The following is a 24,993-nucleotide window of genomic DNA, read 5'->3' on the forward strand; positions in this document are numbered from 1 at the left end:
GGTGCCGGTTGGCCTCATGCTGGGGCCCGGTCAGGTGCCGGTTGGCCTCATGCTGGCGCCCGGTCAGAGGTCGGCATGGTCGATCCACTCCACGGTCGCGAACAACTCGGGCCGGGGGACGAACGCGTCGGCCTCGATCAGCGCCGTCTCGCGGGCGTCCTCGACGACCTGCCGCCACGGCCGGGTCAGGTCGAGGACACTGTCGAGCACCTCGTGGCGCTCCCAGTAGGTTCCGGCCGGGACGACCCGCCAGAGCTGGAAGTACAGCACCACCTGATCGTGATCGGCCAGGTCGTCGATGACGTCGGCGAGGCGTGCCGACGGCCAGCTGTCCGGGTGGCTGCCGTCGTCGGCGCGCAGGGCCGCGGTCGCCGGCGGGACAACCTCCCGGCGCGCCCCGAGAACGGTCAGTGCCCGGCGGATCGCGACCGGCTCGCTCCAGTCCGGGGGTTCCCCGGTGAGCCGCTGCCGCCGATACGCGTCCCGCAGCGCCGGAACCGCCTCGCGGACCCCCAGGCGTCCGAGCGCGTCCGCTGACCACTCCCGGACAGTGCAGGCGTCGCTGTCGAGCAGCCCGATCAGCGCCGGTCCCGCGGTCGGGTCACCGAAGTGCTCGAAGATCTCGATCGCGCTCAGCTGCCCGAAGGGTTCCAGCGATCCGACAGCTGCCGCAAGCGGCTCGATGACATGGCTGCCGGCGTCGATCAGGTCATACTTGGCGCCCTCAGCGATATCCGTCGTCTCGCCGTCCAGTAGCGCGATCAGTCGCCCGAGATCTTCCGTCACGAGCGTGGAGTCTGCTGCCGGCCCATGGCGGCCACCAGCGATATTCAGCAGGTCCTGACGCCACCGGAAAATGTCGTACCCCCGGGGCAGGATCGTGGCATGACAACTCTGGTCGATGCCCGCGCCCTCCGGCTCGTCGACGGCATCGCGTCGCTGAGCAGCGAGTTCTCGCCGCTGCCGGTCCCGCGCTGTGCAAATGCGGGCGGGCGGCCACGGGGTGTGCCGCGCCCATGGCTGGCGTGTTGCACGAGTGTGGCCGGGCGGCCAGGGCGGCGACGGGGTGTGCCGCGCCCACGGCTGGCGTGTTGCACGAGTGTGGCCGGGCGGCCAGGGCGGCGACGGGGTGTGCCGCGCCCACGGCTGGCGTGTCGCGCGAGTGCGGCGAGGCGGCCGGGGCGGCCACGAGGCGGGCCGGTGACGGCTGGGGTGCGTGAGTGCGTGAGTGCGGGCGAGCGGTCGTGCGGTCGTGCGGCGTGCCGCGACCACGGCTGGCGTAAGTGCGCGGGCACCGGCACCGGGGGCTGCGGGCTCGTGGCGCAGCCCCCGGGGCGATGCGTGTGATCAGTGGGCCCCGGGATGCCTCTTGCGCTTGGCGGGGCCCCTGGGGCGTACCGCTAGATCTGGTTTGAGCGGAGGGATTGCAGCACGCCGGGGTAGAGGCGGGTTTTGATCGTGCCGAGCGTCGGGCCGGCCTTGCCGGCCTGGGACTGAGCGAGGGAGATCGCGGTGGGGAGGACCGATTCGGCGGGGACCGCCTGGTCGATGATGTGGCGTTCGGCGGCTTCGAGGCCGCCGTAACGGCGGGCGGTGACCATCGCCTCGTGCGCGGTCTGTGGCGTGAGCCGGGCCTGGATGAGGGCGCTCATGCCGGGGGTGAAGGGCAGGTTGATGTCCGCTTCCGGCAGGCACCAGAAGCCGCGGTCGGCGCGCATGACCCGCAGGTCGTGAGCGAGTGACACCATGGCGCCCCCGGCGAAGACGTGGCCGGGCATGGCGGCGACGGTCACCATGGGCAGAGTCAACAGGCGGGCGAGCAGTTCCTGTACGGAGCTGAGGTACGCCCCCTGCTGATCGGCGTGTGCCATCAGCCAGTCGAGGTCGAGTCCCAGGCTGTAGTGCTTCCCGGTGGCGGTCGTGACGAGCGCGGCGGGGGAGGGGGCTTTCTCGATCTCGTCGAGGTGCCCGTTGACGGCGGCGATCAGGTCGGGGTGGAGCCGGTTCTCGGTGTCGCCGAGATCGAGGACGTAGACGTCTTCGTGGCGGTCCAGGGTCGGCATAACAGGCCTCCTTAGTTACTAGCCAGTAACATAGCCGACCGGCCCCGGTTCGTCGATGGCCACGCGCTTCGGCACAATGGGAGGGTTGGTTCGGCGGTGGTTACCCCTCAGGAGGAACGGTGACGTCTCAGGAACGTCCGGAGAAGTGCGTGGTGGCCGTCGACGGCCCCTCCGGATCGGGCAAGTCCACCGTCTCCCGGCGACTCGCCACCGCGGTCGACGGCGTCTACCTCGACACCGGGGCGATGTACCGGGCGATCACCTGGGCCGTCCTCCAGGGTGGCGCTGACCTGGCCGACCCCGACGCGATCGCCAAGATCGCGCTGGAGACCGAGCTGTCGATCGGCACCGACCCGTCGGCCCCGCACTTCGCCGCCAACGGCACCAACGTCGACGCCCCGATCCGCGGCCCCGAGGTGACCGGCGCGGTCTCCGCGGTCGCCGCCGTCCCGGCCGTCCGCAAGCACCTGGTCGCCCTCCAGCAGGCCATCATCGCCGGCCACCCGCGCATCGTCGTCGAGGGCCGTGACATCGCCTCCGTGGTCGCCCCCGACGCCGACCTCAAGGTCTACCTGACCGCGTCCGCCGCCGCCCGCGCCGCCCGGCGCAGCGCCGAGGACGCCACCGACGTCGCCGCCACCGAGGCCGACCTGGCCCGCCGCGACAAGCTCGACTCCAGCCGCGCTGTCGACCCTCTCAAGCAGGCGTCCGACGCCGTCGAGGTCGACACCACCGGCATGGGCATCGACGACGTCGTCGCCCACCTCCTGCATCTGCTGAACAGCAAGGTAAGTAAGTGACTGAGCTTCCCGCCGGCCTCGATCTCAACGACTTCGAGGGCGGGTTCGACTTCTCCGGCCCCGACTCCTCGGACTCGTCCTCCGAGGAGTTCGCCGGCCCCGTCCCGGTCGTCGCCGTCGTCGGACGGCCCAACGTCGGCAAGTCGACGCTGGTCAACCGCATCATCGGCCGCCGCCAGGCCGTCGTCGAGGACAAGCCGGGCGTGACCCGCGACCGTGTCCCCTACGACGCCCAGTGGAGCGGCCGCCGTTTCACCGTCGTCGACACCGGCGGCTGGGAGCCCGACGCGAAAGACCGCGCCGCGGCCATCGCCGCCCAGGCCGAGATCGCCGTGCAGACCGCCGACGTGGTCATCTTCGTCGTCGACGTCTCGGTCGGCGCGACGGATGTCGACGAGGCGGCAGTCAAGATGCTGCGCCGCAGTCACAAGCCGGTGATCCTGGTCGCCAACAAGGCCGACAACCAGAACCTCGAGCTCGAGGCCGTCCACCTGTGGTCCCTGGGCCTGGGTGAGCCGCACCCCATCTCGGCCCTGCACGGCCGAGGTTCCGGTGACCTGCTGGACGACATCCTCAACGCGCTCCCGCCGACCCCACCGGTCGTCGAGGGCGGCCCGCGGGGCCCGCGCCGCGTCGCGCTGGTCGGCCGCCCCAACGTGGGTAAATCAAGCCTGCTCAACCGGGTGGCGAAGGAAGAACGCGCCGTCGTCGACTCGGTCGCCGGCACCACCGTCGACCCGGTCGACAGCCTGGTCGAGATGGATGACGAGGTCTGGCAGTTCGTCGACACCGCTGGCCTGCGCAAGCGAGTCCACCAGGCATCCGGCACGGAGTACTACGCGTCCCTGCGCACCGCCGGCGCCGTCGAGGCCGCCGAGGTGGCGGTCGTCCTGCTGGACTCCGGCGAGGTGATCAGCGAGCAGGACCAGCGCGTGATCACCCAGGTCATCGAGGCCGGCCGGGCCCTGGTGATCGCCTTCAACAAGTGGGACCTGGTCGACGCCGACCGCCGGTTCTACCTGGACAAGGAGATCGACCGCGACCTCAAGCGGGTGACGTGGGCGGTCCGGGTCAACATCTCCGCAAAGACCGGCCGGGCGGTGGACAAGCTGGCCCCCGCGATCCGCCGGGCCCTGGCGTCGTGGGAGACCCGGGTCCCGACCGGCGCGCTCAATCAGTGGCTGACCGCCCTGACCCAGGCCACCCCACACCCGGTGCGCGGCGGTCGTGCCCCGCGAGTCCTGTTCGCGACCCAGGCAGGCGTCGCCCCGCCCCGCTTCGTCCTCTTCACGACCGGCCCGTTCGACGCCGGCTACCTGCGTTTCATCGAGCGCAAGCTGCGCGAGGAGTTCGGCTTCGAGGGCACCCCGATCGAGGTCTCGGTGAAGCCGCGAAAGAAGCTGGGCCCGGGGGGTCGCGGAAAAGCCCACGGGTGAGGTTGGTAGTCTGTAGGAGATGTCGCGCGGGGCTGATGCTCCGGGCGGGATCGGGCTGTAGCGCAGCTTGGTAGCGCACTTGACTGGGGGTCAAGGGGTCGCAGGTTCAAATCCTGTCAGCCCGACCAGCTTTTTCAAGCCGTTGGCAAGGACGAAAGTCCTGGTCAGCGGCTTTTTCAATGGATGAACGTCACTCTGTCAAGATCGCTCTAGTGGATCTTGTGGTCACGGACGTGGTCACAGATGTGCTTCGGCGTGGTCACATGGGAAGCCGTTAATCGGACCTAGTGAGTCTCTATCGGGTTCCTTATGCCCCTTATCTTACTTTTGTACTCACCGCACTTGATGGCTTTCGCAGGCGCGGTAGGTACCGCCGCCTGCCGATGAGTGCCGGATAATTCATCCGTCATATAGGGCGCGGGTCGCCGCTAACCGAGCCGACGAGCACCGATTGGGCAAGTCTTGTTTGGAGTGGCCGCTCTCAGGGTGAGTCACCGGTGGTAGGCACGACGATGCGCTGTTCAGAGTGGCAACCGGCCGCGACGGCCCGCCGCTCCCGTTCGCTGGCTACATACACCGTGACACTGAGAAGTCGGTCCGCGACCTCGCCAGTGATACGGGAGGCGATAGGGCAAACTACGGCTACGACGCGGTGGTTGGCGATGACTGAGACACCCATCGCGTGCTCGAAGTCGGCGGGGAGATGCCATGGCCGCGTGCCCGCCTCGGCGGCCACGCGTTGGATCACCAGCGGGGTAAGTCGATCTTGGCGGCTCATCAGGGCGGCGATGCGCCGCGCGTGCCGCTCGGCCTCCTGCGCGCGGTGCTGTTGCGCCACCTGCCTAGCCTGCTCAAGCGCCGATCGCTCACCCACTACCTCAGCGTCCGTGGCGCGCTGCGCCTCACGGACGGCCTCGGCCCATTGCAGGTAGGCCGGGCTGGTCCACCACCATCGGGCGGCCGATCCTATCCGAGGGCTTTGCCTAATGGTTGCGCCAGCCGGAAGGCGTACCCAGACAGCCGCCGCCTGGCATACGAACGCGACGAATGCGTCCAGCCCGAATGTCACGGTCTCCCACCGCTCATGGCCGGGGCAAGGCGGCGGGACCGGAAGGTCCAAGTAGCGCGAACACGAACGCGGATCACACCGCTCGATGTGCAGCCGCGCCAGCGGGCCAGCTACATGGATGCTGGTCTGCTCGATCTGGACCGTAACCGCCGGTGCAGCCGACCCTGTCGGCCGGTCGAACACCCACACGACTTCCACGCCATCGCCGGCGTAGCGCTCCGTCCGTGAAAGTGTGTCATCGTCGTGCTGCCTAGCCAGCTGTGCCTCCCAGGCCACCCGCCGTGCGCCGTCAGGTGAGGTCGCCAGCACATCAGCACGCCACCGGCTTTGCGGTCCCTTGGCCTCCAGTGCAGCGATCCACCCCGCCTGGCGGACAGCGGCGGCAATTGCGGACTTCAGCAGCCTGTGATTCGCTGTTTCCCCGGTGAGCGGACAGTCGGGGCGCGCAGCGTCGTGGGCGAAGAACCGCAACCCGAGCGTCGACACCTTGGCATGCATCGACTCGCCGCAAGCGTCGCAGTTCAGCGCAACCCGGGGCCGTACCCGGTAAATGCTTTCCCACGCCACCCCGACACCCAGGTCAGCGCGAGTCGCATCGATGAGGCCGCCCAAACCTAGGGCCACCAAAGGCATACATCGATAGTGACCTGTGTGGCAGGTCGATTGCTATGGCCTTGCGGAGAGCGCGAGTTGCTGACTGTCAACGCCGCCAGGTCTGAGACCGACGATGCGGCGCACCGCCAACGCATCCGTGCGATCAGATGGGCTCACCTGGCGGAGTGAGCCCACGCATGATCAGGCGGCGGCACCAACGCTGAAATGAGTCGCTTACACTCGCGCCGGGGCCGCTGCGGCGAGCGCCGCGTCGGCAGGACGTTCCTCGAGAGCTTCGACGGACGATTATGGAGGCGGACTCGAGCTGCCGTTTAAGGCGACGTCTTATCGCTTGGTCGAAGCGTCCGAGTAAGTCCGCGGATCTTGGCTGGAAGATCGACGTCGGAGGGCTAGGAAGCTGAATCCGATCCACCACAGGGCTGCGACGGCGGCAGCGACAGGTCGAGCGGGATTACTGGAGGCGTTATAGACCATCGCGACTGATGCCGCCCCGTACAGCACCCATCCGAGTTGTGCGGCGAGGGATCGGGTGAGCGTGGAGGTCAGGCACAGCACGATCCCGGCAGCGCACCATGTCCACCATAGGGTGTCAGAGGTGATGGGTAGTCCTGCGGCGTGAGCGTCGATGTATTGCCGTACCGGCTGGAGGACGATGTCGGCTGCGGCTGTGCTGCGAGTCCACTCGGCTCCGTTGATCACAAAGCCGGCGAAACCTCGGACCAAGGGCACGAGTAGGCCACCGACGATCAGTACAAGAACAGCCATGCCGGCTATCGCGAGCGCAGAAGGACCCCAAGGCGGCGGCCAGGTTGCGGCTTCGTGCTGGTGCAGGCGCTTCCAGTAGTAGCTCATCCACTCGCTGAGATCGGCGAGCCAACCGGGGTCCGTGTCGTCGATAGTTGTCGGCTGCTTGGAATCCGCTGGGCTGGTCACCAGTCGTCCTCCTCTTCGTCATCGGTGGTGAAGACTGGGAAGAAGCGATCCTCGCGAGCAGCCTGCAGGTCGTCGCGGCTCAACACGGTTCCAGCGGGTAGGGCCGTGGAGGTGAGCTTTTCCAGGCCTATCGGCGCTCCGTTGATGTCCGCCGCGCCGGGGCTGTTGATGTCGTCGAGCAGCTGATCGATGAGCAACGCCAGTGCGCCAGGGCCCGATCCGTCGTAGCCCCAGCTCAATCCATAGTAGGAGTCGCGCGGCGCCGGCCAGATGATGCCGTCGGCGGTGCGAATCCAGACGGGCCCGTCAAAGATCATCTCCTTGAGTGGCGCCTGAGCTGGAAGGCGCTGGGGGATGGCGGCGATCAGGGTGCCGTTCTCCTTGCGTACGACGGCGGCGTCTGTCTCGGGGTCTGCCAGTGCGTCAGTTTCCGGATGGTCATGGAGCATGTTGTGGGCGGCGGTCCTTGCGCACGGCAGCAGTCGAGCGGCCCATTCTTGTGCCCACGAGCTCTCGCTAGAGTCGATTTGGTAGGCGGCGCTGGCGGCGAGGTCGGTTCCGCCGTCGACGAAGGCGTAGAGCTGCATGACGGCGCTGGCGAGCCTGTCGGTGCGTGCCTGGACGTCACGCCACGCCGCCCTGCGTGCGACGGGGTTGATGTCGTCGCTATCAGCACTGGGTACCTCAAGCGGCATGGCGGCCATGGTCAGGTGGTCTGGTTCCAGATGTTCGGACTCTGTCAGTCGCTGCACGGCGAAGTCCGCGGCACGGTACGCATCGTGGTTGATCTTTTGGGCCAGGTTGATCAGGACCAGGGCGCGGTTGTCGTCGGGTGGGTAGGTTGCGGCGAGTTGCAGCAGCGGCCCGGAGTCGATGCTGCTGCGCGCGAACGCGGTGACGGGCGCGGCTCCGGGCTGCCAGGCGTGGATCAGCTCCGGCTGGCGCAGTGCTGCGGGCCAGTACGGTACGGCTATCCCCAGTACGCGGGCCAACTGCGCCCATATGGTGGAGTAGTCGCCGTCGTCGGGTTTACCGGGAAGGAAGCCGTCGATGTCCGGGCCGCGGAAGAACATGTTCGTGACGAGGATGACCGCGCCGTCGCCGTGCGGAGACACCTCGGCGGCCCAGCTCTTCAGGCTGCGCTGATGGCCGTCCGCCAGGGGCCATAGAACGGAGACGACCCCCGCCGGAGTTCGCCAGCGAGTGGCGACTGCTCTGGAAAGGTCTGCCGTGCCGAGGTACTGGGCCGCGCTGGCTGCGCTCGGCCAGTACCTCAGCGGTACGCGCCCTGACAGCTTGAGCTGCGGGTGTTCCAGCGCCCACCGATACACCTGGGTCGGCGACCACCACCAGTAGGCCTCCGCGTCGGTGTTCATCAGCGGCAGCTTGTTGGTCTTGACCCACCACCAAACAGTCAGCCGCGGCACACCCAGCAGTTGTGCCACCGCTCCCAGGCCCAGTCGGCGCGACTCGAAACCCGCCATCCCCGGACGCAGCGCAATTGATTGATGTCTTTGAGTAGTCATCGGAGCCAGGATGGCAGACTGCCTCTCCGTCTTCCAGTAGATGAGCCCCCTGGGCGGCTCCCCACTCGTCTGCCTCTGGGCCGGCCGCCGTGATGGCCGAGGCTGAGCGGCAGGAAGCGCACGCTGCCAGCGGTTCCTTTTCCTGGACCTTTTTCTGTACGATCGGGGTCATGGCGACACGAGCAGCCCGGCAACGCCCGGAGGTATCAGCGGGCATGGCCGCCGCCCGAGGCAGGGGCGTACGGCTGGGGCGGCCCGCCGCCGTCCTGCCTACCTGGGCGGTACGGGCCGGTGAGCTGCGCGACCAGGGACTCTCCCTCGCCGCTATCGCGAACACGCTGGACAGCGAAAAGGTGCCGACTCTGTCAGGTCAAGGCTCGTGGTCCAAGAGCAGCGTTCAGTACCTACTGCGCCGCCTGGATGACCAGCTGGCGCCCTCGCTCGCCGCGACGTCAGCCACGGCGAGCGAGTCGTGAGCCATCCCGACAACGGCGTCGATGCCGTCCTCACTAACGGCGACGAGATCTACGCGGTCCAGGCCAAGAGGACCGCTAGGCCTCTGGAGACCCAGCACGCCGAGACTGAGCCCGTGCATCTCTGGTGGGCGCCCGTACGCCGCAACGATGCCCCAACACGGCTCAAGGCAGACTCTGTCACGGCGCTCCCAGCGCCGCCCTCGAGCATCGACATCAGGGCGACTGACCGGGAACGACTACTGATCCTGTGCGCCATCCGTCATCCGGAACTTGGACGCATCGACTGGCCACTGCTCGCTCGCACCGCGCAAACACCCCAAGCCCTCGACCACTGGTATGCCGGCGAGGTCACCGAGCAGTCGCCCAAGGCTGACAAGGCGCGCCGTATCCTGCGGTGGGCGCTCAACGACTCAGACGCGCAGGACCAGGCCGAGGAATTCCTCGGGCGACAGCTCGCGGCTGCCGCCGACGTAGGCGCGCACCTGACTACGGTGCTGGACGCCGACTATCCGGCCAACTTGCGAATGGTCCCTGACGCGCCACCGTTCCTGTTCTACCGAGGCCACCTCGACATATCCGATGCGCGCTCGATCGCCGTGGTCGGCACCCGTGAGGCCACCGCCGACGGCCGCGCTCGCGCCGCACGCATGGCGCGCGGTCTCAGCGACGCAGGCGTCGTCGTCGTGTCTGGACTCGCCCGAGGTATCGACGCCGCCGCCCACACCAGCACGGTCGACCGTGGCCGCCGCACTGTAGCGGTCATCGGCGCCGGCATCGCCACCAAGATCTACCCACCCGAGAACACGCCCCTGGCCGAGCGCATCATCGACAGCGGCGGAGCCATCGTCTCGCAGTTCTGGCCGACGGATCCGCCTGAGCAGTGGCGCTTCCCGGCCCGCAACATCACCATGTCAGGGTTCACCCAGGGCACGGTCGTCGTCGAGGCGTCATCCTCCTCGGGCGCCAAAATGCAGGCACAAGCTGCACGACGGCACTTCCGAACCGTCTTCCTGCTGCATTCGCTGACCATGGCACAGCACTGGGCGCGCACCATGCTGAACGACGCCCGCGCTGAACTCGTCCAGCCGCAGCAGCTCGACCTCCTCGAGCCGTCGCCACCGGATCGCGACCTGCCACTCGCCGTCGTCGAGGTCGGCGACGTCGACGACGTCCTTAGCCGGGTAGCCGATGCCGACGCCGTCCGTGCCGCAGCCAACCTGCGACACGAACTCGCCTATGCGTGGCCGGCCGCGTAGTGACCTACCCGGTCTCCGCTGGACGTCCTCCCGGTATCCCGAACTGCCCCACCTGCCCCTATCGGGCGCAAGGCGCCTCAGCCGTCTGCGTCGCCTGTGCCATGAGCTCCGTACCACCCCTGACCGGCCGGCGCTGCCCGATATGCGCTCAACAGGTGAACACGGCAGGCTGCCGCAACGGCATCTGTGCTCTGCCGCCAGACCAGCGGGGCTTCACCAGCGTCGCCGCCATCTCCGTCGACTCCACCCCGCTGGCCGAGACCATCCGCAAATACAAGTACGACGGCGACGGCGGCTGGGCCTACATCTTCGGCCGGCTTGTATTGGGCTGGCTCAACCGCAACGCCGCCACCGCCTGCTCCTACACCCACATTCTCGCCAACCCCAGCCACGAGTACCGCCAGCCGTACCGCCACATCGAGCGCATGCTCAGCATCGCCGCCATCGAAGACATCCACCGCCGCTGGCCGATCTACCCCAACGCCCTCATCAAGCCTGAAGAAACACCCAGATCCGCAGGCCAGAACCGCAGGGCGAAAGCCATCGCCGCGCAACAACACGCCGACGCCATCATGCTCGCCGACCCACCGGACACGCCACCACCGCTGAAGAACGCCAAGATCCTGCTCGTCGATGACATCTTCACCACCGGCGCCCAGCTCGACGCCGTCGGCCGACGACTGCTCGACTCCGGCGCCGCCCGCGTCGACGGCCTTGTCCTCGCGCGAAGGAGCTGGAGCCCCTAACCCCGTCTGGTGCGTCGCAAATACGCCTGAAGACTCTCTCCTACCAACGCACGCGTGCGTCGACGCCCAGCCTCACGAGCCGGTAGGTCGTTCATCGGCCTGATCCGGGTGCGACGCCTGCCCCGCCGCTCGGTCAAGAACGCTTCGAGCCAGGGCATGGTAGTAGTGTCCATCAGCTCCGGCTCGTAGGCGAGATAAGGCCGTACAGCGGCGCCCGGATTGAGGCGGATCGCCGCGGCCAGCCACGCCATCAGTATGGAGTATGCCTGCTCTACCCGTGAGCGGGTCAAGGTGCCGTGGACGCCGGCGTTGAACCGGTCGAAAAGATCGTCGACGGTGGAGCCCAGACTGGAAACCTCATTGGGCACAGGCGGGTCGGCGGTCGCGGCCGCCTCGGACAGGTAGGCCCATAGCCTGTTGCGGTATTGCGCCGGTCCGACCTTGCGGCCATTGACCGGCTGGTCGCGCGGCGGATACCAGTAGTTGGCCAGAGCCTCGAGAAATCTGCGGCCCGACAGGGCCGCGTGAGCGAGGTCCTCGCTGGTTTCCGCGTTAGCGAGAGCCCGCATCGCCGAGCCCAAGACATCGAAGAGTCCCGGGTGAATCTCCTCGACAACAAGCGCCAACTCAGACCCCAGCGCCCCGGACGTATCGTCCAGCGCGGCGGCGACGTCCTGGAAGTACTCGATACGCTGAAAATGAGCCGGATCGGTAAACCGGTCGAACGCGGTCTTGCGTACCCCGACATCCTCGTAGGTCACCGTCATGCCTTCGCCCACCAAGAGCTCGTTCAGCGCCCGGTCGGGCCCGTCGCAGAACCCGGTGTACAGCACCGCTGCGGCAGCACCCCGGAACCGGATGTACTCGGGCAGCGACTGCCGAACATAGCCAACTGCACCGGATCCCCGAACGAGACGTCCAGCGCACCCAGATAGCCGGGCGTCGCCGCCATCGCGCTGTCCAGCTCGTCGGCGGCATCCTCAGTCAGATTCTGCACCAACCAACAGAACACAATCGAGTTGACCACGGCTGCCTCCAACGCTTGGCGCCGTAGCCGGTCGAAACGCTTGGGGGAGTACACCGTGGCGAGGATTCTCGCCACTGGCCAGTCGGGGGTGAGCACGCGGGTGAGAATGTCTCCGGTGGAAACACGGACGTGTGCCTGACGACGCTGCAGCGCCCCGGTTCGCAAAACCCGGCGCAACACGGCGTCGCCGTAGTTCCAACCGAGGGCCGGATCCGACGAGTCGAAGAGAAGCGCAACATTCACGATCCTGCACCCCGCAACGTGTCGGCGCCCGCCCCTGATGTCTCCCGGCCTTGCCTCGAGGCTACTGGTTCGATCCCCAGCGCAACGATCACCCACCTTTCGATCGCGCCAGCATCAGGGTGGGGTCCCATCCACTACGCCGAGCAGAGCTCGGGCAAATGGCGGGCGTGGGCGACGTTCCGGGACACCGACGACGTCACCCGCGTCGTGCAGGCATACGAGACCAGCCGGCAGCGAGCGGAAATCAGGCTGATCGCGAAGCTAGGGGACCGCGCCCGGCATGAACTGACCGCCACCACACGGGTGAGCAGCCTGGCGGACTTGTGGCTCGAGGAGATCAGCCTCGAAGGGGGCATCGTCACCCAGACCGTCGACCGCTACACCGGGTGCCTGCGCCAAACGGTGCTGCCTGCGTTTGGCGACCTGCTCATCGGCGAGCTCACGGTAGGTCGGCTGGATCGGTTCCTTAAGACGCTCGCCAAGGCCAAACCGTCGCAGGCCCGCAATGCCAAAGTCGTGCTGAAACAGATGCTGTCCATGGCGGTGCGACACGGCGCCATCTCGGCCAACCCTGTCCGTGAGGTCGGCCAGCTACCCCGGCCACGACGACCGATCAACACCCTCACCCTCGACGAACTCGACACCATCCGAGCGGCCATCGAAACACGGCAGCGACGGCGCACAACCGGCCCACGGCGTAACGGCAACCTGGCCGACATCGTCGAGCTAATGCTCGCCACCGGCGCCCGCATCGGCGAAGTCCTCGCCTTCCGGTGGCAAAACATCGACCTCGACGATGACGACTGCCCGACCGCAACAATCTGCGGAACGATCATCTTCATCAAAGGACAGGGCTTCTCGCGCCAGGACCACCCGAAAACCGACGCCGGCTTCCGCACCGTGATCCTGCCCGACTTCGCGGTCAACGTACTGTGGCGACGCTTCAACGACCGCCCGCACCCCGTTCGCGGCCACCACCGCCTAGTACTGCAACGGCAGTTAACAGAGTGCGTAGCCGCGGCGTTTGTAGTGGCTGAGGCGGGCCTGGTGTTGTCGTCGGCGGCGCCAGCGTGACCACCAGACGTGTTTGGGCTGGTGGCGGCGGACGAGCAGTGCGGCGATGAGGCGTCTGATCTCGGGTACGGTGTAGCCGATCATCATGCTGTCGCTGCTGCTGGTTCCCCTTTTGAGGCTTCAACCCCGCCCGGCCGGCTTTCGCGACATTCATGGACAGATTCCGAGCGTGACCGTGGCCGGTTGTATCAGTGACGATGGGGTACTCGGGCGCGATGCTGACCGAACGACCCGCGATGCCGACCGAACGACCACAGCACACCGCCCCGATCGAGACCGATGAGGTCACGGTGGTGGTTGCCACCCGTAATCGGTGGGACCGGCTGGCTGAGACGGTTCCGCACCATCGGGCGCCGGTGATTCTGGTCGACAACGCCTCCGACAACATCGGCTATGTTCCCGGTGTCGATCTGGTGCGGTTGGAGAAGAATCAGGGGGCTGCCGCCCGCAATGTGGGTGTGCGGTGTGCCCGGACTCCGTACGTCGCGTTCGCCGACGACGATTCGTACTGGACCCCAGGATCGCTGGCCGCGGCGGCGGCGCTGATGCGGGCGCATCCACGGACCGGCCTGCTCGCCGCTCAGGTCCTGGTGGGCCCCGATCAGCGCCTCGACCCGGTCTCGGCAGCCATGGCGGCGGCCCCGTTGGGAACACCGTCCGGTGCGGCCGGACCGGCGATTCTCGGTTTCTTGGCGTGCGCGGTGGTGGTGCGCCGCGATGCCTTTCTCGCGGCCGGCGGATTTCAGCCCAGGCTTTTCGTGTACGGGGAGGAAGCGCTGCTCGCGATGGATCTGGCCGCCGCAGGTCACGAGCTGTCGTACGTACGGCGCCTGGGGGTGCGTCACCTCCCGCGACCGGCCGGCCGCGACGTGAACGCCCGGCTGCGCCGCGAGGTCCGCAACCGAGTCCTGACCGCGGCCCTGCGCCGGCCACCGGCAGTAACGGCACGGATCGTCGCGGCGGCGTTCAGGGAGTGCCCGCGCGGCGCGGCCCAAGCGGTGCTCGACCTGCCATGGGCCCTGTGTCACCGGCGCCGCCTGCCGGTGGCGGTCGAGTCCGGGCTGACCCGGCTTGCCATGGTCTCGTCATCGTCGGCGGCATAGTCGCCCACGCACGGGGAACGTATGACATCTCCGACCGGGAACAAGTTCGCCGTCGTCACCGGAGCGTCGTCGGCGTCTGGCCGGGCCGCACGCCCAAGATGCGGCACAGCGTTTTGTCGCCAGACCGACGGGTAGTCGCGCCGCATGACACCGGACGCCAGCGCCACCTTCATCGGCAACGCGACCATCATGCTCAGGCTCGGCGCTTTCACACTGCTCACGGACCCCGCGTTCGGCGCGGCCGGCAGCCGGGTCCACCTCGGCTACGGCGTGTGGACACGGCGGCTGCGTGATCCCGCCATGGCGTACGCGGACCTGCCGTCCCTCGATCTGGTTCTGCTGTCGCATCTGCACGGCGACCACTTCGACCGCGCCGCCCGGCGGGCGCTGCCACCGACCCTGCCGATCGTCACCACCGTCCAGGCGCAGCGACGCCTGCGCCGGCGAGACTTCGCCGCCACCGGGCTGCCCACCTGGGACGCGCAGGAGTGGCAGCGCGACGGGCAACTCCTGCGTGTCACCGCTCTGCCGGGCCGGCACGGGCCGGGTTTCGTCGACCGGCTGCTGCCCGACGTGATGGGTTCGCTGATCGAATGGGAGGTCGACGGTGAGCGCAGGTTGCGGCTCTACATCACGGGCGACACGCTGTACCGGCCGTTCCTCTCGGAGATCAGGCAGCGCTGCGGCGAGATCGACGCGATGCTCATCCATCTCGGCGGCACCCGGCTGCTCGGTCTGCTGTTGACGATGGACGGCCGGCAGGGCGCCGAGTTGACCGGACTGATCCGGCCTCGGCTGACCCTGCCGATCCACTACGACGATTACACGGTCATGAAGTCGCCGCTGCGTGACTTCCTCGTCGAATGCGGCAACCGGTCACTCACCGGTGTCCAAGCGCTGGGGCGCGGCGAGACCATCAGCTTGTCTTCGATCAGCCGGGGGTAACCGGCACACCGACGGTTCCGTCGGTCTTCACGGCACGAACACCGCCCGTACGCAGTCGTCTTCCTTGTCCTTGAAGATGCGGTAGCCCTCCGGCGCCTGGTCGAGGGGCATGACGTGGGTGGCCAGGTGTTCGGTGGTGAGTTCGCCGCGGGCCATGCGGCCCAGCAGCATCGGGATGTATCGCTGACCGTGCATCTGGGCGCCGCGAAGGGTCAGTCCCTTGTTCATCAGCGCACCCAGCGGGAACTTGTCGACGAAACCGGCGTAGACGCCGAGGACGAACACGGATCCGCCTTTGCGGCAGGCGTGGATCGCGTCGCGTACGGCGGTGGGCCGGTCGGTCTGCAGGCGTAGTTGCTGTTTGATCTGGTCGTAGCCGAACTGCGGACCGGGGGAGTGCGCTTCCATGCCGACTGCTTCGATGCACACGTCCGGGCCCCGGCCGCCGCTGCGTTCGCGCAGCTCGCCGGCCACATCGGTGCGTTCATAGTTCAGGGTCTCGGCGCCGATGTGCTTTTCCACCTGCTCCAACCGGTTGTCGAGACGATCGATGACGATCACCCGATCGGCGCCGAGCAGCACCGCGGCCCGGGCGGCCATCTGCCCGACGGCACCGGCTCCCCAGACCGCGACCACGTCACCGGGTTTGACCCCGCCGAGGTCGGCGCCCATCCAGCCGGTCGCCGCCGAGTCCGAGGCGAACAGCGCCCGTTCGTCGCTCACCTCGTCGGGCACGGTGAACGCGCCGACGTCGGCGAACGGCACCCGGATGTATTCCGCGTGGCTACCGGCGTTGCCGCCCATCGCGTGCGAGTAGCCGAAGCAGCCGCTCGGGGCATGTCCCCACAGGGTCTCGGTGATCGCCGGATTGGTGTTGCCGTTGTCGCAGAGTGAGAACAGTTGCTGGTCGCAGTACCAGCAACTGCCGCAGGAGATGAATGACGACACCACGACCCGGTCACCGACGCGATGCCGGTGTACGTCGGGGCCGACCTCGACGACCTCGCCCAGGAATTCGTGGCCCAGGATGTCGCCTTTCTCCATGAACGGGATGTAGCCACCGAGCAGGTGCAGGTCGGAGCCGCAGGTGACGGTCTTACCGACCTTGACGATCATGTCGCCCGGATTGCGCAATTCCGGGTCGGGGACGTGGCCTACGGCAAGTTTGTTGACGCCCTGCCATTGCAGCGCCTTCACAGCAGTCCTCCTTCACGGCCGTGCCGGGTGGCCGTTCGCAACGGCCGGTTGAGCAGCGTCGGCACCGTCGTCGGCGGGCCGTGGGGCAGCAGCACGTCCCCTGCCTCCAGCAGGGAACGGGTCTCGCGCAGCGCCCGCCGGACATCACCGCTGCTCACGGCGGAGCTCTCCGGAATACGCACGGCGATCTCGGTGCCCCGGCCCCCTGGCGCGGCGGCCAACGTGATTTCCACGTCACCCGCGATCTCGGCCAGCGAACCGGGCCACTGGGTGGCCTCCAGTTCGGATAACGGCCGGAAAACAGTCACCACGTGCTGTCGCCGCTGCTCGGGGGCGCCGGCTCCGCGTCGCTGCCGGGCCGCGACCGCGGCGCCGGCCGCGAGTGGAACGGCAATCAAGAAAACCCATGTAGTACGGCTCATCGCCGCTCTCCCTCCGGTCGATGCCGGCATACCGCACTGAGCGCGGACTAAACCGGAGCGCCATGATTGCCGCTCGACTCGTGTGCGAGGGTCGTCGAGGGGGCATCCGCGTCCAAGGCCCTGGTGAGGGTCAGACGCCGGCTGGGAACCGCCACGTGTGATGTCTCCGAGCGGAAGTGGCTGCCGGCGCCTGGTCAGGCGCCCGGGATGCCCAGCTCCCCGGCGAAGCGGGTGATGGCAGCCAGGAGGAAGCGGCGGGCACGGCGAACCGTCGGTCCTGCGGGTCGAGGAGGCGGAGAACCCGCGTCCCGGACCGGGACAGGTGCTGATCTGCGCCGAGGCGATCGGCGTCACCTCGCCACGGCGGCTGACGATCTGCCTTCCGGGCGGAATCTTGCGTGGAATGTCCGGTAGGGCGATGGACGGGCACCGCCCGCGCCACGTGGGCCATCGATAGTCGCTTGTAGAGCACTGGGTCGAAACGCTACCGTTGCGCCGCGCCGTGTAGGGGCGCCTACGGGGAGGAAACTCATGACTCAGTGGTCTCGGTTGAGGCTGCGCTCCTTCGGCATCGGCATCTCGGCGGTCCTGGGCGGGTCACTACTCGTCGCACCCGCCACGTCCCCGGCGGCCGCCGAGCCGCCCGCGGGGCCCGCCGACGCATCCTCCGGTGTCCTCTCGATGGTTCCGGGGCAGGGCGATCGCGCGGCGTTCCGCTACACCGACGCCTCGGGGGACGTGGAGAAGCCGGTCGGGTTCGTCTCCACCGGTGGGACCGTTCGGGTTCAGCCGCTCGGTGAGAGTGCGCAGCCCGCCCTCACCGCCAGAACCGGCGCGCCGGCGGCGGAGGTCACCACGGCGGCCGTCACCTACCGGACCACCTTCCGGATCGACTCGTCCAACTGGTCCGCCTTCAACAAGACGATCCACGTGTGGAACCGCGACACCTGGGCCTACCTCCCCGTCGACAACCCGGCTGACTCGCTCACCGCCACCGCCGACCTGCCGCCCGGCAACTATTTCGTCGGCGCCATGTACGGCATCTCCGCCGTCGACAGCTACCTGCTGACCAGGTCGTTCACCGTTTCCGGCACCGCGCAGACGGTCGGTCTGGCCCAGTCGTCGGCCAAGGAGGTCGCGCTCAAGGTCGACGACGCCACCGCCCGGCACGATGCGAGTGCCGTCTGGCTGTCCCTGCCCAACGGCGACCTGATCGGATTCGCCGGCGGATACAACAGCACGCGGACGTACGTGACGACCGCCTCGACGCCCGGCACCACGTTGCGTACCCACCAGATCCTGACGCGGAAGGGCGCGACGGCGCTCCAGCCCAGCCCGTACCGGTACGACCTCACCCAGAGCTGGGCCCACCCGTTCCCGTCCTCGCTGATCAGCACGTCGAAGACCGCGTCGCTGGCGAAGACCACGACGACCGTGCGGGCGCAGGGCATCAACACGGCCGGCGTGTACGACTCGGTGCCCATGTTCGGTGAATGGACCGGCGCCAACCTGCCGACCCAGATGCGCCTGCCCGCCACCTTCGTCGAGTACGTGACTCCGGGCGTGTCGGTCTCGCGCAGTGTCCGGTACGGCGAGTCCCAGTACCTCGCCCTCGGTGAGCGCACCCTCCCGGCCGGTCTGTCCCCGTCCACCGCGGTCGGCGGCGGCCCGCTGATGCCCGGCCGGCGCGGCTACAACGACGACTCCCGGCGGTTCGGCGACCAGCTGCAGATCCTGGAGAACATGCCGTACGGCGACAGCTCCGGCAACCGCGGCTACGACTACGCCGCCAAGCCCGTCGCCGAGCTCAGCCTCGACGGCCAGGTGCTGCGGACGTCCGACACCGGCGGCATGGTGGTGGACGTGCCGGCGGGGGAGCGGACGTACCGGCTGAAGCAGACCCACACCCGCACCGTCTCCGGTTCCCAGCTCGCCACGAGGGTCGACAGCGATTGGACCTTCGTCTCCGGCACCACCGGCACGTACCGTCTGCTCGATCTCATGGATCTCGCGGTCACCTCGGCCGGCCTGGACCAGCGCAGCCGGGCGGGCACCGCCCCGGTGACCCTGACCGTCGTTCCGTCCACCCGGCGGAGTGCCGCGGCGAGCACGGTCCGGTCCGTCGAATGGTCCACCGACGACGGCGCCACCTGGACCGATCTGCCGTTCACCGCCTCGGGTGCGGGCGTCACCGGGTCGCTCACGGTGCCGGCCACGGCGGCGTTCGTGTCGCTGCGGATCACCGCCGACAACGACCAGGGCGGAAAGCTGACCCGGACGGTCCGGCGCGCGTTCGCTGGACCGGCCACCGGCGCCGACGAGAAGACCGGTGGCGTGACCGTCTCCAACGTGACGATCAACCGCGGCAGCGTGCTGAACCTCGGCATCGCCGGCACGGCCAGTGCCACCGCCACGTTCACCGCCTCCGCCCCGTCCGGCATCGCCGACGCCGGACTGTTCCTCTGGCACGGCGCCTACAACTCGCCCGACGGGGTGCACCTGGCCGGCACCGACTGCACGCCGGTGAACGCGACCACCGCCACCTGCTCGGCTCTGCTGTACTTCTGGGACGTGCGCTACCTGTTCTCCGGTAACGCGCTGGCCGGCACGTGGCGGGCCTCGGCTTGGGCGACCGCGAAGGACGGCACCGGCCTCGCCCACCGGCACAGCGCCGGCACCCTGACGGTCAAGCGGGTCACCCGGCTCGCCACCGCCAACGCCACCCCGGAGCCGGTCAAGAAGGGCAAGAAGATCACCATCACCGGTACGCTCACCCGAGCCGACTGGTCGACCGGTGCCTACCGCCCTTACGCCGGCCGCTACGTCACGCTGCAGTGGTTCAAGCGGGGCGGGAAGAAGTGGGCCAACGTGAAGTCGGTGAAGTCGAACGCGAAGGGCCAGCTGAAGACCACGGTCAAGGCCACCGCGGACGGCTCCTACCGCTTCGTCTACACCGCCGACGCGGCCTCCGCCGGAGCCACCGGCTACTCCGACTACATCGACGTCCGCTGACCGATCTGCTCCGAAGCGCGGCCGGTTCCTGGAGTGATCCGGGAACCGGCCGCACTTTCATGGCTGTCCGGCTACTGGAGGCGGAAGGACTGGGCGGCTGTTCCGTTGCAGGTGTACTGGACCAGCTGGAGGCTGTCGGCCTGGCTTGCCGCCGGGGTGTCCAGGCACTTGCCGCTGTTGCGGTTGATGAAGTGGTACGTGCCGTTGGGCTCGGCCACCGGCCGCCACTGCTGGTTGGCGCCTCCGCCGTACGTCCAGGTCTGGATCGGGGCGTTGTCGGCGGTGGAGACTCCGGTGACGTCGAGGACCTGGGCGCTGTTGCCGCGGTTGTTGATCCGGACGTAGCCGTCGGCCGCCGTGGCGAACTGGAACTGCTGGGCGTTCGTGCCGTTGCAGGTGTACTGCTGAATGGCCGTGCCGTTGGTGGTGCCGGCCGCCCGGGCGTCGAGGCACTTGCCGCTGTTCGCGTTGACCACCGCGTACCAGGTGGCCGGTGGGATCGGGCCGGTGGGCGGCGGCGTGACCACCCCACCGCCGCCGAGCCACAGCAGGCTCTGCGTCAGCCACTGGTTCTGCTGGGCGCTGTCGAACGTCGACGACGTGCGGGTGTTGGTGGCGTAGTTCATCCCGTTGTGGCCGAAATTGGTGTAGACCATCTTGTACTTCTTGTTCGACCAGCTGATCGGGTAGAAGCCGCTGCGCCACTGCTGGTTCGGGTCGGTGCCGACCGGGAAACTGCCGGCGTCGATCGACGTCAGGATGTCGATGTCCGGGTTCTGCCGCAGGTCCCGGCTCCATGAGTACCACTCGCTGACCGAGGACTGGATCGTCGCGGGCAGTCCGGCGGTGGTCGGGTGGTTGCGGTTCTCGATCTTCAGGGTCTCGGCGGTCGGGCCCCACGTGTTGGTGGCGAAGTTGCCGGAGCCCAGGAACGTGTTGTGGTACCAGTTCCACTCACCGGCATTGGTGGTGAACGCGCTGACGTGGAAGCCGAGCCAGCCGCCGCCGTTGTCCATGTAGCGCTGGAAACCGGCCCGGTCGGCGGCCGCGTGCGGGGCGTCGTCGAGGAACATCACGACCTGGTACGCGGAGAGGTCACCGGCGAGGCGGCCCCAGTTGGTGGTGGATTCGAACGTGAAGCCGTTCTGCGACCCGATCCGGGGGAACCAGGTCAGCGCCTCCTTCACGTAGTCGTTGTGGGCCGCGTCGCCGCTGTCGGTGTCGTGGAAGGCGAGCACCCGGAACGGGGCGGCGGCACTGTTCGCGGGGAGTGCCGTGAGCCCGACGGCGGCGGTGGTGACGGTCAGCACCGCGGCCAGGGCGTGGCGGAGCAGCTTGGAGGACATGATGAGGATTGTTAACTATTAAACTGCTTTAAGAACAGCGTTCATCGATGGGTACGCCGTCCGCGCGCCGACAATCGATGAAACAACGCAGCGATCAGAGTTCGGCCAGCCGGGCGCGCACCTCGTCGGCCTCCGGCAGTCCCAGGCCGGTGTAGAGGTCCAGCGCGTGTCCGTAGTGCTCCCGCGCCTGCGCGCGCTCGCCGAGGGCGGCACGGCTGTGGCCCAGCCCGATGTGGGCGCGGGCCTGCTGGTCCCGGGCGCCGCTCTCGGCGGCCAGGGAGCAGGCGGCGGTGAGGTGGGTGAGGGCGTCGGCGGGACGCCCGGCGGCGAGACTGGCCTCACCCAGGCCGTTGAGCACCCACATGTCGTAATACTGGTCGCCGGTCCGGCGGAGGATGTCCAGCGCCTGCCGGTGGCACTCGATCGCTCTCTCCGGTTCGCCGAGGCGGGTGTGCAGCAGGCCGAGATTGTCCAGCGAGGACGCCTCGCTGGTGAGATTCCCCTGCTCGCGGTGCAGGGTCACGGCCTTCTCCAGGTGGGCGCGCGCGGGCCCGTACCGCTGCGATTGCATCTCGATCTCACCCAGATAATTCAGGGTCGTGGCCTCGCTGATCCGGTCGCCGATCTCCGCCGCCAGGGCCAGGGACCGTCCGTAGAAGTCGATCGCCTCCGGCAGGCGGCCGGCCAGCCGATAGGAGAGGCCGAGGCTGCGCAGGCTGCGGCCTTCGGCGACCCGATCACCGATCTTCTGGTACGCCGCAAGCGCCTGCCCCTTGTTGTCGATGGCCGCGTCGTAGTTACCCGATCGCTCCTCGGCGATGCCGATGCTGGACAGCGCACGCGCCTCACCGATCGTGTCACCGGCCCGGCGGAACAGGTCGAGCGCCTGCCGGAAATAGTCGATGCCCCAGCCGGCCCGGCCCAGCCCGAGGTGGGCGGTGCCGAGATTGGTCAGGGCCCACCCCTGCTCCAGCAGGTTGCCGCTGTCGCGGGCCGCGTGGTGGGCGTGACCGTGAACGATCAGCTCGTCGGAGCGGTAGCCGCTGTTGAGATAGCGGTACAACGTGTGCGCCAGCCGGATGGTGTGACCCGGCCAGCCGTGTGTCGCGGTGTGCCCGGTGACGGCGACCAGATTGGGACGCTCGGCGTTGAGCCAGGCCAGGGCGGTGTCCTTGCCGGTCAGGTCCGGTACGGGTGTGCTGGCCGGCGGAACCCGCGGACGGCGGTGGTCGTCGACCGGGTACAGCGAGTCCATGGCGGCGGCGGTGGTCGCCAGGTAGTAGTCGAACAGCCGGGTCAGGGCGGTGCGGCGCTGTTGCGGGGCGTCCTGGTCGTGGGCGCGCGAGGTGGCGTAGGCGCGGACGATGTCGTGGAAGGTGAACCGGTCCTCGCCGGCCGGCTGCAGCAGGTGGTCACGGCACAGCTGCCGCAACCCGGACCGGGCCGTGTCCACGTCGACGTCGGCCAGCGCCGCCGCGGCGTAGGAGTCGAGGTCCTGGCCGGGGTGCAACGCGACCAGGCGCAGCAGTCGCTGAGGACCGGCGGGGAGAGACTGGTACGACAGGCTGAGCGCCACCTCGACGCCGCTGTCCAGCCGCCGGTCCCGGTGGCGCTCGTCGAGCCGGTCCGCGTGGTCGGTGAGCGTCCAGCCGGGCGTGCCGCGGATGTGCCCGGCGGTCAGGCTCAGGGCCAGCGGCAGATAGCCGCACCGCAGGGTGATCCGCGCCGGGGCGTCCGGGTCGGATCCGATCGGCACATCGCTTACGGCACCGGAAAGGAACTCCAGTGCCTCCTCCGGCGTGAACACGTCCACCGTGAACCGGGCCGCCGGACCCAGATCGGCGAGACTCCGGCGGCTCGTGATCAACGCTGTGCACCCGGGCGTGGCCGGGAGCAGTGGCCGAACCTGATCAGCGTTGGCGGCGTTGTCGAGCAGCACCAGCGTCCGGGTCCCGGCGAGCCGCTCCCGGTAGGCGGCGGTCCGGGCCGTCACCTCGTGCGGGATCTGCTGACCGGGCACCCCGAGCAGGCGGAGGAACCCGTCCAGGACAGCGGCCGGGTCGGCGGGCGGCTGGGTCTCGTCCGGGTGGAAGCCGCGCAGGTTGACGAAGAGGACCCGGTCCACCACGTCCTCGCGGACCAGCAGGTGCCCGGCGTGCACGGCGAGCTGGGTCTTGCCCACACCGGCCATGCCCTCGATCGCGGAGATCACCAGCGCGTCCCCGCCTCTTGCCGCACTGCGAAGTTTGTCCAGTTCGGCCGTACGGCCGGAAAAGGTCTTGGGGTCCTCGGGAAGTGAATCCTGAACGCGGACCAGCGCCACCGCCTCGATCTCCCCGGCGACCAGCCGGAGCGCCTGCCGCCACTGGGCCACATAACCCACCTCCGGGTGCAGGGCCTCGACCACGGCGAGGACGAGATCGCTGTTGAACCGCCGCCGCCCCGGCTGGAAACAGTTGGCCACCGTGGACCGGCGGGCCAGCTCACTCGCCGGACGGCCCGCCGTGGTCCACGCCGCGTTGATCCGATCCTTGATCGTCTCGTACGAGGGATCGCCGGCCCACGCCTTCAGCAGCCGCAGCCGCTCGACGAGACCCTCGACCGAACCCGCCTGGACCGGATCGGGCAACGCGGCGAACGTCGGCATCGCTCACTCCATCGATCTTGGACGGTGGTGGGGCGGGTTCGAGGTTAGGTCCCGCGGAACCGGCGTCCAAATTCGTCCAGACTTCGCCGTACGGTCGATCCGGTGCCGGAGACTCGTCCCGGCGCAGGATTTCCGGGCCGCATCCTCCTGACACACGGGGAGTCAGGAGACCGCTGTCCCCTGCCGCCGGCAACAGCGATCGGCCCGAGCCCCCTCTGTTGTTGTGGCCGATCGCTGTCCGCCCGACCGGGGTCAGAGGGCGCGGACCCGGTCCCGGATCCTTTCGATCAGGTCTATCGAGAGGACGTCGGGCTGTTCGGCCATCTGTAGGTAGCCGCCGTTCAGCAGGTCGTCGACGATCACCCGCATGACGCCCAGCGGGGCCGCCAACGCCGCGGACAGATCGGCCAGCGACTTCGGGCTCTGGCACAGCTCGACTATCCGGCGGGATTCGAAGCGCAACGGGGCCGACAGCGCCGCCGGGGCGGCCACCAGGAGAGACTCGATCCGCAGGGTGTCGTGGACCGTGCGGGTACGGCCGCCGGTGAGCATGAACGGGCGGACCAGGGGGTCCCGGTCGTAGCGGGCGCCCCTGCGGGGTGACCGGTCGTCGCTCATTGCGGCAGATACTGGCGGGACTCGGCGATCAGCGCCGGTGTCAGCATCGCGCCGAAGCGGTCGGCTAGCATCGAGATCTCGTAGCCGATCGTGCGCAGCGCGCATTCGCTGCCGGCCACGACACCCAGGATGCTGCCGCCGGAGATCTGCGAGACGACCAGGTAGCCCCGTGTCATCTCGATCATGATGATCTTCAGGCCGTCGAAGTCGTAACGGTGGGAGGCGGTGCCGGCCACGGCGGCCAGACCGGACACGATCGCGGCCAGTTGGTCGGCCTCGATCCGGTTCAGGCCGCCGGACGTGGCGATCAGCAGGCCGTCCGAGGAGACCGCGACGGCGTCCCGTACCCCATCGGTGTGTTGAACGAAGTTGCTGAGCAGCCAGTTGAACTGATGCCGGCCGGCTGATGCGTCGATGCTCATGGTTCTCCCCGTTTTCC

Annotated in this window: 22 protein-coding genes and 1 tRNA gene; 10 read left to right on the forward strand and 13 right to left on the reverse strand. The window is 68.5% G+C overall.

Translation table 11 applies throughout. From position 1 onward, the window contains the following. Window positions 1-63 precede the first annotated feature (63 nt). Both ACFO0C_RS08920 and ACFO0C_RS08925 read right to left on the reverse strand, forming a co-directional pair. On the reverse strand, window positions 64-786 hold the full coding sequence (locus ACFO0C_RS08920) for a HEAT repeat domain-containing protein (RefSeq protein ID WP_378066086.1): 723 nt from the start codon (window positions 784-786) through the stop codon (window positions 64-66). Between the two features lie 614 nt (window positions 787-1,400). Then, on the reverse strand, window positions 1,401-2,063 hold the full coding sequence (locus tag ACFO0C_RS08925) for an enoyl-CoA hydratase-related protein (protein WP_378066087.1): 663 nt from the start codon (window positions 2,061-2,063) through the stop codon (window positions 1,401-1,403). Window positions 2,064-2,182: 119 nt separating this feature from the next. On the opposite strand from ACFO0C_RS08925, the gene cmk reads away from it, so the two are divergent. The 3 genes from cmk (at window position 2,183) to ACFO0C_RS08940 (ending at window position 4,427) form a co-directional block, all read left to right on the forward strand. Beyond that, on the forward strand, window positions 2,183-2,863 hold the full coding sequence (cmk, locus tag ACFO0C_RS08930) for a (d)CMP kinase (protein ID WP_378066088.1): 681 nt from the start codon (window positions 2,183-2,185) through the stop codon (window positions 2,861-2,863). Beyond that, on the forward strand, window positions 2,860-4,299 hold the full coding sequence (gene der / locus ACFO0C_RS08935) for a ribosome biogenesis GTPase Der (RefSeq protein WP_378066089.1): 1,440 nt from the start codon (window positions 2,860-2,862) through the stop codon (window positions 4,297-4,299). Before cmk ends, der begins: the two co-directional genes overlap by 4 nt. Before the next feature lie 51 nt (window positions 4,300-4,350). Next, window positions 4,351-4,427, forward strand: a tRNA-Pro gene (locus tag ACFO0C_RS08940). 353 nt (window positions 4,428-4,780) lie between these two features. Here the strand turns inward: ACFO0C_RS08940 and ACFO0C_RS08945 are convergent. The 3 genes from ACFO0C_RS08945 to ACFO0C_RS08955 all read right to left on the reverse strand — a co-directional run bounded on the left by ACFO0C_RS08945 (window position 4,781) and on the right by ACFO0C_RS08955 (window position 8,442). After that, the gene (locus ACFO0C_RS08945) at window positions 4,781-6,001 is read right to left on the reverse strand and encodes a competence protein CoiA family protein (protein WP_378066090.1); all 1,221 of its coding nucleotides are present in this window, start codon (window positions 5,999-6,001) and stop codon (window positions 4,781-4,783) included. Window positions 6,002-6,307: 306 nt separating this feature from the next. Next, window positions 6,308-6,916 (reverse strand): hypothetical protein, encoded by a 609-nt coding sequence (locus ACFO0C_RS08950; protein WP_378066091.1) that lies wholly within the window; start codon window positions 6,914-6,916, stop codon window positions 6,308-6,310. Next, the gene (locus tag ACFO0C_RS08955; RefSeq protein WP_378066092.1) at window positions 6,913-8,442 is read right to left on the reverse strand and encodes a helix-turn-helix transcriptional regulator; all 1,530 of its coding nucleotides are present in this window, start codon (window positions 8,440-8,442) and stop codon (window positions 6,913-6,915) included. The genes ACFO0C_RS08950 and ACFO0C_RS08955 overlap by 4 nt, the downstream gene beginning before the upstream one ends. 170 nt (window positions 8,443-8,612) lie before the next feature. On the opposite strand from ACFO0C_RS08955, the gene ACFO0C_RS08960 reads away from it, so the two are divergent. The 3 genes from ACFO0C_RS08960 (at window position 8,613) to ACFO0C_RS08970 (ending at window position 10,920) form a co-directional block, all read left to right on the forward strand. After that, on the forward strand, window positions 8,613-8,918 hold the full coding sequence (locus ACFO0C_RS08960; RefSeq protein WP_378066093.1) for a hypothetical protein: 306 nt from the start codon (window positions 8,613-8,615) through the stop codon (window positions 8,916-8,918). Then, complete coding sequence (locus ACFO0C_RS08965) at window positions 8,915-10,174, forward strand: DNA-processing protein DprA (protein ID WP_378066094.1); 1,260 nt, start codon at window positions 8,915-8,917, stop codon at window positions 10,172-10,174. The genes ACFO0C_RS08960 and ACFO0C_RS08965 overlap by 4 nt, the downstream gene beginning before the upstream one ends. A gap of 155 nt (window positions 10,175-10,329) precedes the next feature. Next, entirely contained in the window at window positions 10,330-10,920 is a 591-nt protein-coding gene (locus ACFO0C_RS08970; RefSeq protein WP_378066095.1) for a ComF family protein, read from the forward strand. Here the strand turns inward: ACFO0C_RS08970 and ACFO0C_RS08975 are convergent. Further along, on the reverse strand, window positions 10,917-11,753 hold the full coding sequence (locus tag ACFO0C_RS08975) for a hypothetical protein (RefSeq protein ID WP_378066096.1): 837 nt from the start codon (window positions 11,751-11,753) through the stop codon (window positions 10,917-10,919). The genes ACFO0C_RS08970 and ACFO0C_RS08975 overlap by 4 nt on opposite strands. Continuing rightward, window positions 11,711-12,190: a hypothetical protein gene (locus tag ACFO0C_RS08980; RefSeq protein ID WP_378066097.1), complete on the reverse strand. Its 480-nt coding sequence runs from the start codon at window positions 12,188-12,190 to the stop codon at window positions 11,711-11,713. Before ACFO0C_RS08980 ends, ACFO0C_RS08975 begins: the two co-directional genes overlap by 43 nt. Window positions 12,191-12,208: 18 nt before the next feature. On the opposite strand from ACFO0C_RS08980, the gene ACFO0C_RS08985 reads away from it, so the two are divergent. The 3 genes from ACFO0C_RS08985 to ACFO0C_RS08995 all read left to right on the forward strand — a co-directional run bounded on the left by ACFO0C_RS08985 (window position 12,209) and on the right by ACFO0C_RS08995 (window position 15,312). Then, complete coding sequence (locus ACFO0C_RS08985) at window positions 12,209-13,264, forward strand: tyrosine-type recombinase/integrase (RefSeq protein WP_378066098.1); 1,056 nt, start codon at window positions 12,209-12,211, stop codon at window positions 13,262-13,264. A gap of 197 nt (window positions 13,265-13,461) precedes the next feature. Then, window positions 13,462-14,367, forward strand: a complete 906-nt coding sequence (locus tag ACFO0C_RS08990) for a glycosyltransferase family 2 protein (protein ID WP_378066099.1) — start codon at window positions 13,462-13,464, stop codon at window positions 14,365-14,367. Window positions 14,368-14,511: 144 nt separating this feature from the next. Beyond that, the gene (locus ACFO0C_RS08995) at window positions 14,512-15,312 is read left to right on the forward strand and encodes an MBL fold metallo-hydrolase (RefSeq protein WP_378066100.1); all 801 of its coding nucleotides are present in this window, start codon (window positions 14,512-14,514) and stop codon (window positions 15,310-15,312) included. Window positions 15,313-15,339: 27 nt separating this feature from the next. Here ACFO0C_RS08995 and ACFO0C_RS09000 read toward each other — a convergent pair whose 3' ends face one another. Beyond that, window positions 15,340-16,509, reverse strand: coding sequence for a zinc-dependent alcohol dehydrogenase (locus tag ACFO0C_RS09000; protein WP_378066101.1), 1,170 nt, complete (start codon window positions 16,507-16,509; stop codon window positions 15,340-15,342). Continuing rightward, entirely contained in the window at window positions 16,506-16,907 is a 402-nt protein-coding gene (locus ACFO0C_RS09005) for a hypothetical protein (protein ID WP_378066102.1), read from the reverse strand. Before ACFO0C_RS09005 ends, ACFO0C_RS09000 begins: the two co-directional genes overlap by 4 nt. Window positions 16,908-17,462: 555 nt before the next feature. Between ACFO0C_RS09005 and ACFO0C_RS09010 the strand changes: the two genes are divergently transcribed. Continuing rightward, window positions 17,463-19,943 carry a hypothetical protein gene (locus ACFO0C_RS09010; RefSeq protein ID WP_378066103.1) on the forward strand — a complete coding sequence of 827 codons (2,481 nt, stop codon included), beginning with the start codon at window positions 17,463-17,465 and terminating at the stop codon, window positions 19,941-19,943. 71 nt (window positions 19,944-20,014) lie between these two features. Here ACFO0C_RS09010 and ACFO0C_RS09015 read toward each other — a convergent pair whose 3' ends face one another. The 4 genes from ACFO0C_RS09015 to ACFO0C_RS09030 form a co-directional block, all read right to left on the reverse strand. Continuing rightward, window positions 20,015-21,289, reverse strand: a complete 1,275-nt coding sequence (locus tag ACFO0C_RS09015; protein ID WP_378066104.1) for an RICIN domain-containing protein — start codon at window positions 21,287-21,289, stop codon at window positions 20,015-20,017. Between the two features lie 94 nt (window positions 21,290-21,383). Continuing rightward, window positions 21,384-23,936 (reverse strand): tetratricopeptide repeat protein, encoded by a 2,553-nt coding sequence (locus tag ACFO0C_RS09020; protein ID WP_378066105.1) that lies wholly within the window; start codon window positions 23,934-23,936, stop codon window positions 21,384-21,386. Window positions 23,937-24,188: 252 nt separating this feature from the next. Then, the gene (locus tag ACFO0C_RS09025) at window positions 24,189-24,554 is read right to left on the reverse strand and encodes a DUF742 domain-containing protein (RefSeq protein WP_378066106.1); all 366 of its coding nucleotides are present in this window, start codon (window positions 24,552-24,554) and stop codon (window positions 24,189-24,191) included. Next, window positions 24,551-24,976: a roadblock/LC7 domain-containing protein gene (locus ACFO0C_RS09030; protein ID WP_378066107.1), complete on the reverse strand. Its 426-nt coding sequence runs from the start codon at window positions 24,974-24,976 to the stop codon at window positions 24,551-24,553. The genes ACFO0C_RS09025 and ACFO0C_RS09030 overlap by 4 nt, the downstream gene beginning before the upstream one ends. Between the last annotated feature and the right edge of the window lie 17 nt (window positions 24,977-24,993).

Source organism: Actinoplanes subglobosus (assembly GCF_042650585.1).
GTDB classification, from domain to species: Bacteria; Actinomycetota; Actinomycetes; order Mycobacteriales; family Micromonosporaceae; genus Actinoplanes; species Actinoplanes subglobosus.

Coding starts and splice junctions, on each gene's coding strand:
- ACFO0C_RS08955 (WP_378066092.1), bottom strand. CDS start 8,442: ATGACTACTCAAAGACATCAATCAATTGCGCTGCGTCCGGGGATGGCG.
- ACFO0C_RS08960 (WP_378066093.1), top strand. CDS start 8,613: ATGGCGACACGAGCAGCCCGGCAACGCCCGGAGGTATCAGCGGGCATG.
- ACFO0C_RS08990 (WP_378066099.1), top strand. CDS start 13,462: ATGGGGTACTCGGGCGCGATGCTGACCGAACGACCCGCGATGCCGACC.
- ACFO0C_RS09015 (WP_378066104.1), bottom strand. CDS start 21,289: ATGTCCTCCAAGCTGCTCCGCCACGCCCTGGCCGCGGTGCTGACCGTC.
- ACFO0C_RS09020 (WP_378066105.1), bottom strand. CDS start 23,936: ATGCCGACGTTCGCCGCGTTGCCCGATCCGGTCCAGGCGGGTTCGGTC.
- ACFO0C_RS08945 (WP_378066090.1), bottom strand. CDS start 6,001: ATGCCTTTGGTGGCCCTAGGTTTGGGCGGCCTCATCGATGCGACTCGC.
- ACFO0C_RS09025 (WP_378066106.1), bottom strand. CDS start 24,554: ATGAGCGACGACCGGTCACCCCGCAGGGGCGCCCGCTACGACCGGGAC.
- ACFO0C_RS09030 (WP_378066107.1), bottom strand. CDS start 24,976: ATGAGCATCGACGCATCAGCCGGCCGGCATCAGTTCAACTGGCTGCTC.
- ACFO0C_RS09010 (WP_378066103.1), top strand. CDS start 17,463: ATGACTCAGTGGTCTCGGTTGAGGCTGCGCTCCTTCGGCATCGGCATC.
- ACFO0C_RS08995 (WP_378066100.1), top strand. CDS start 14,512: ATGACACCGGACGCCAGCGCCACCTTCATCGGCAACGCGACCATCATG.
- ACFO0C_RS08925 (WP_378066087.1), bottom strand. CDS start 2,063: ATGCCGACCCTGGACCGCCACGAAGACGTCTACGTCCTCGATCTCGGC.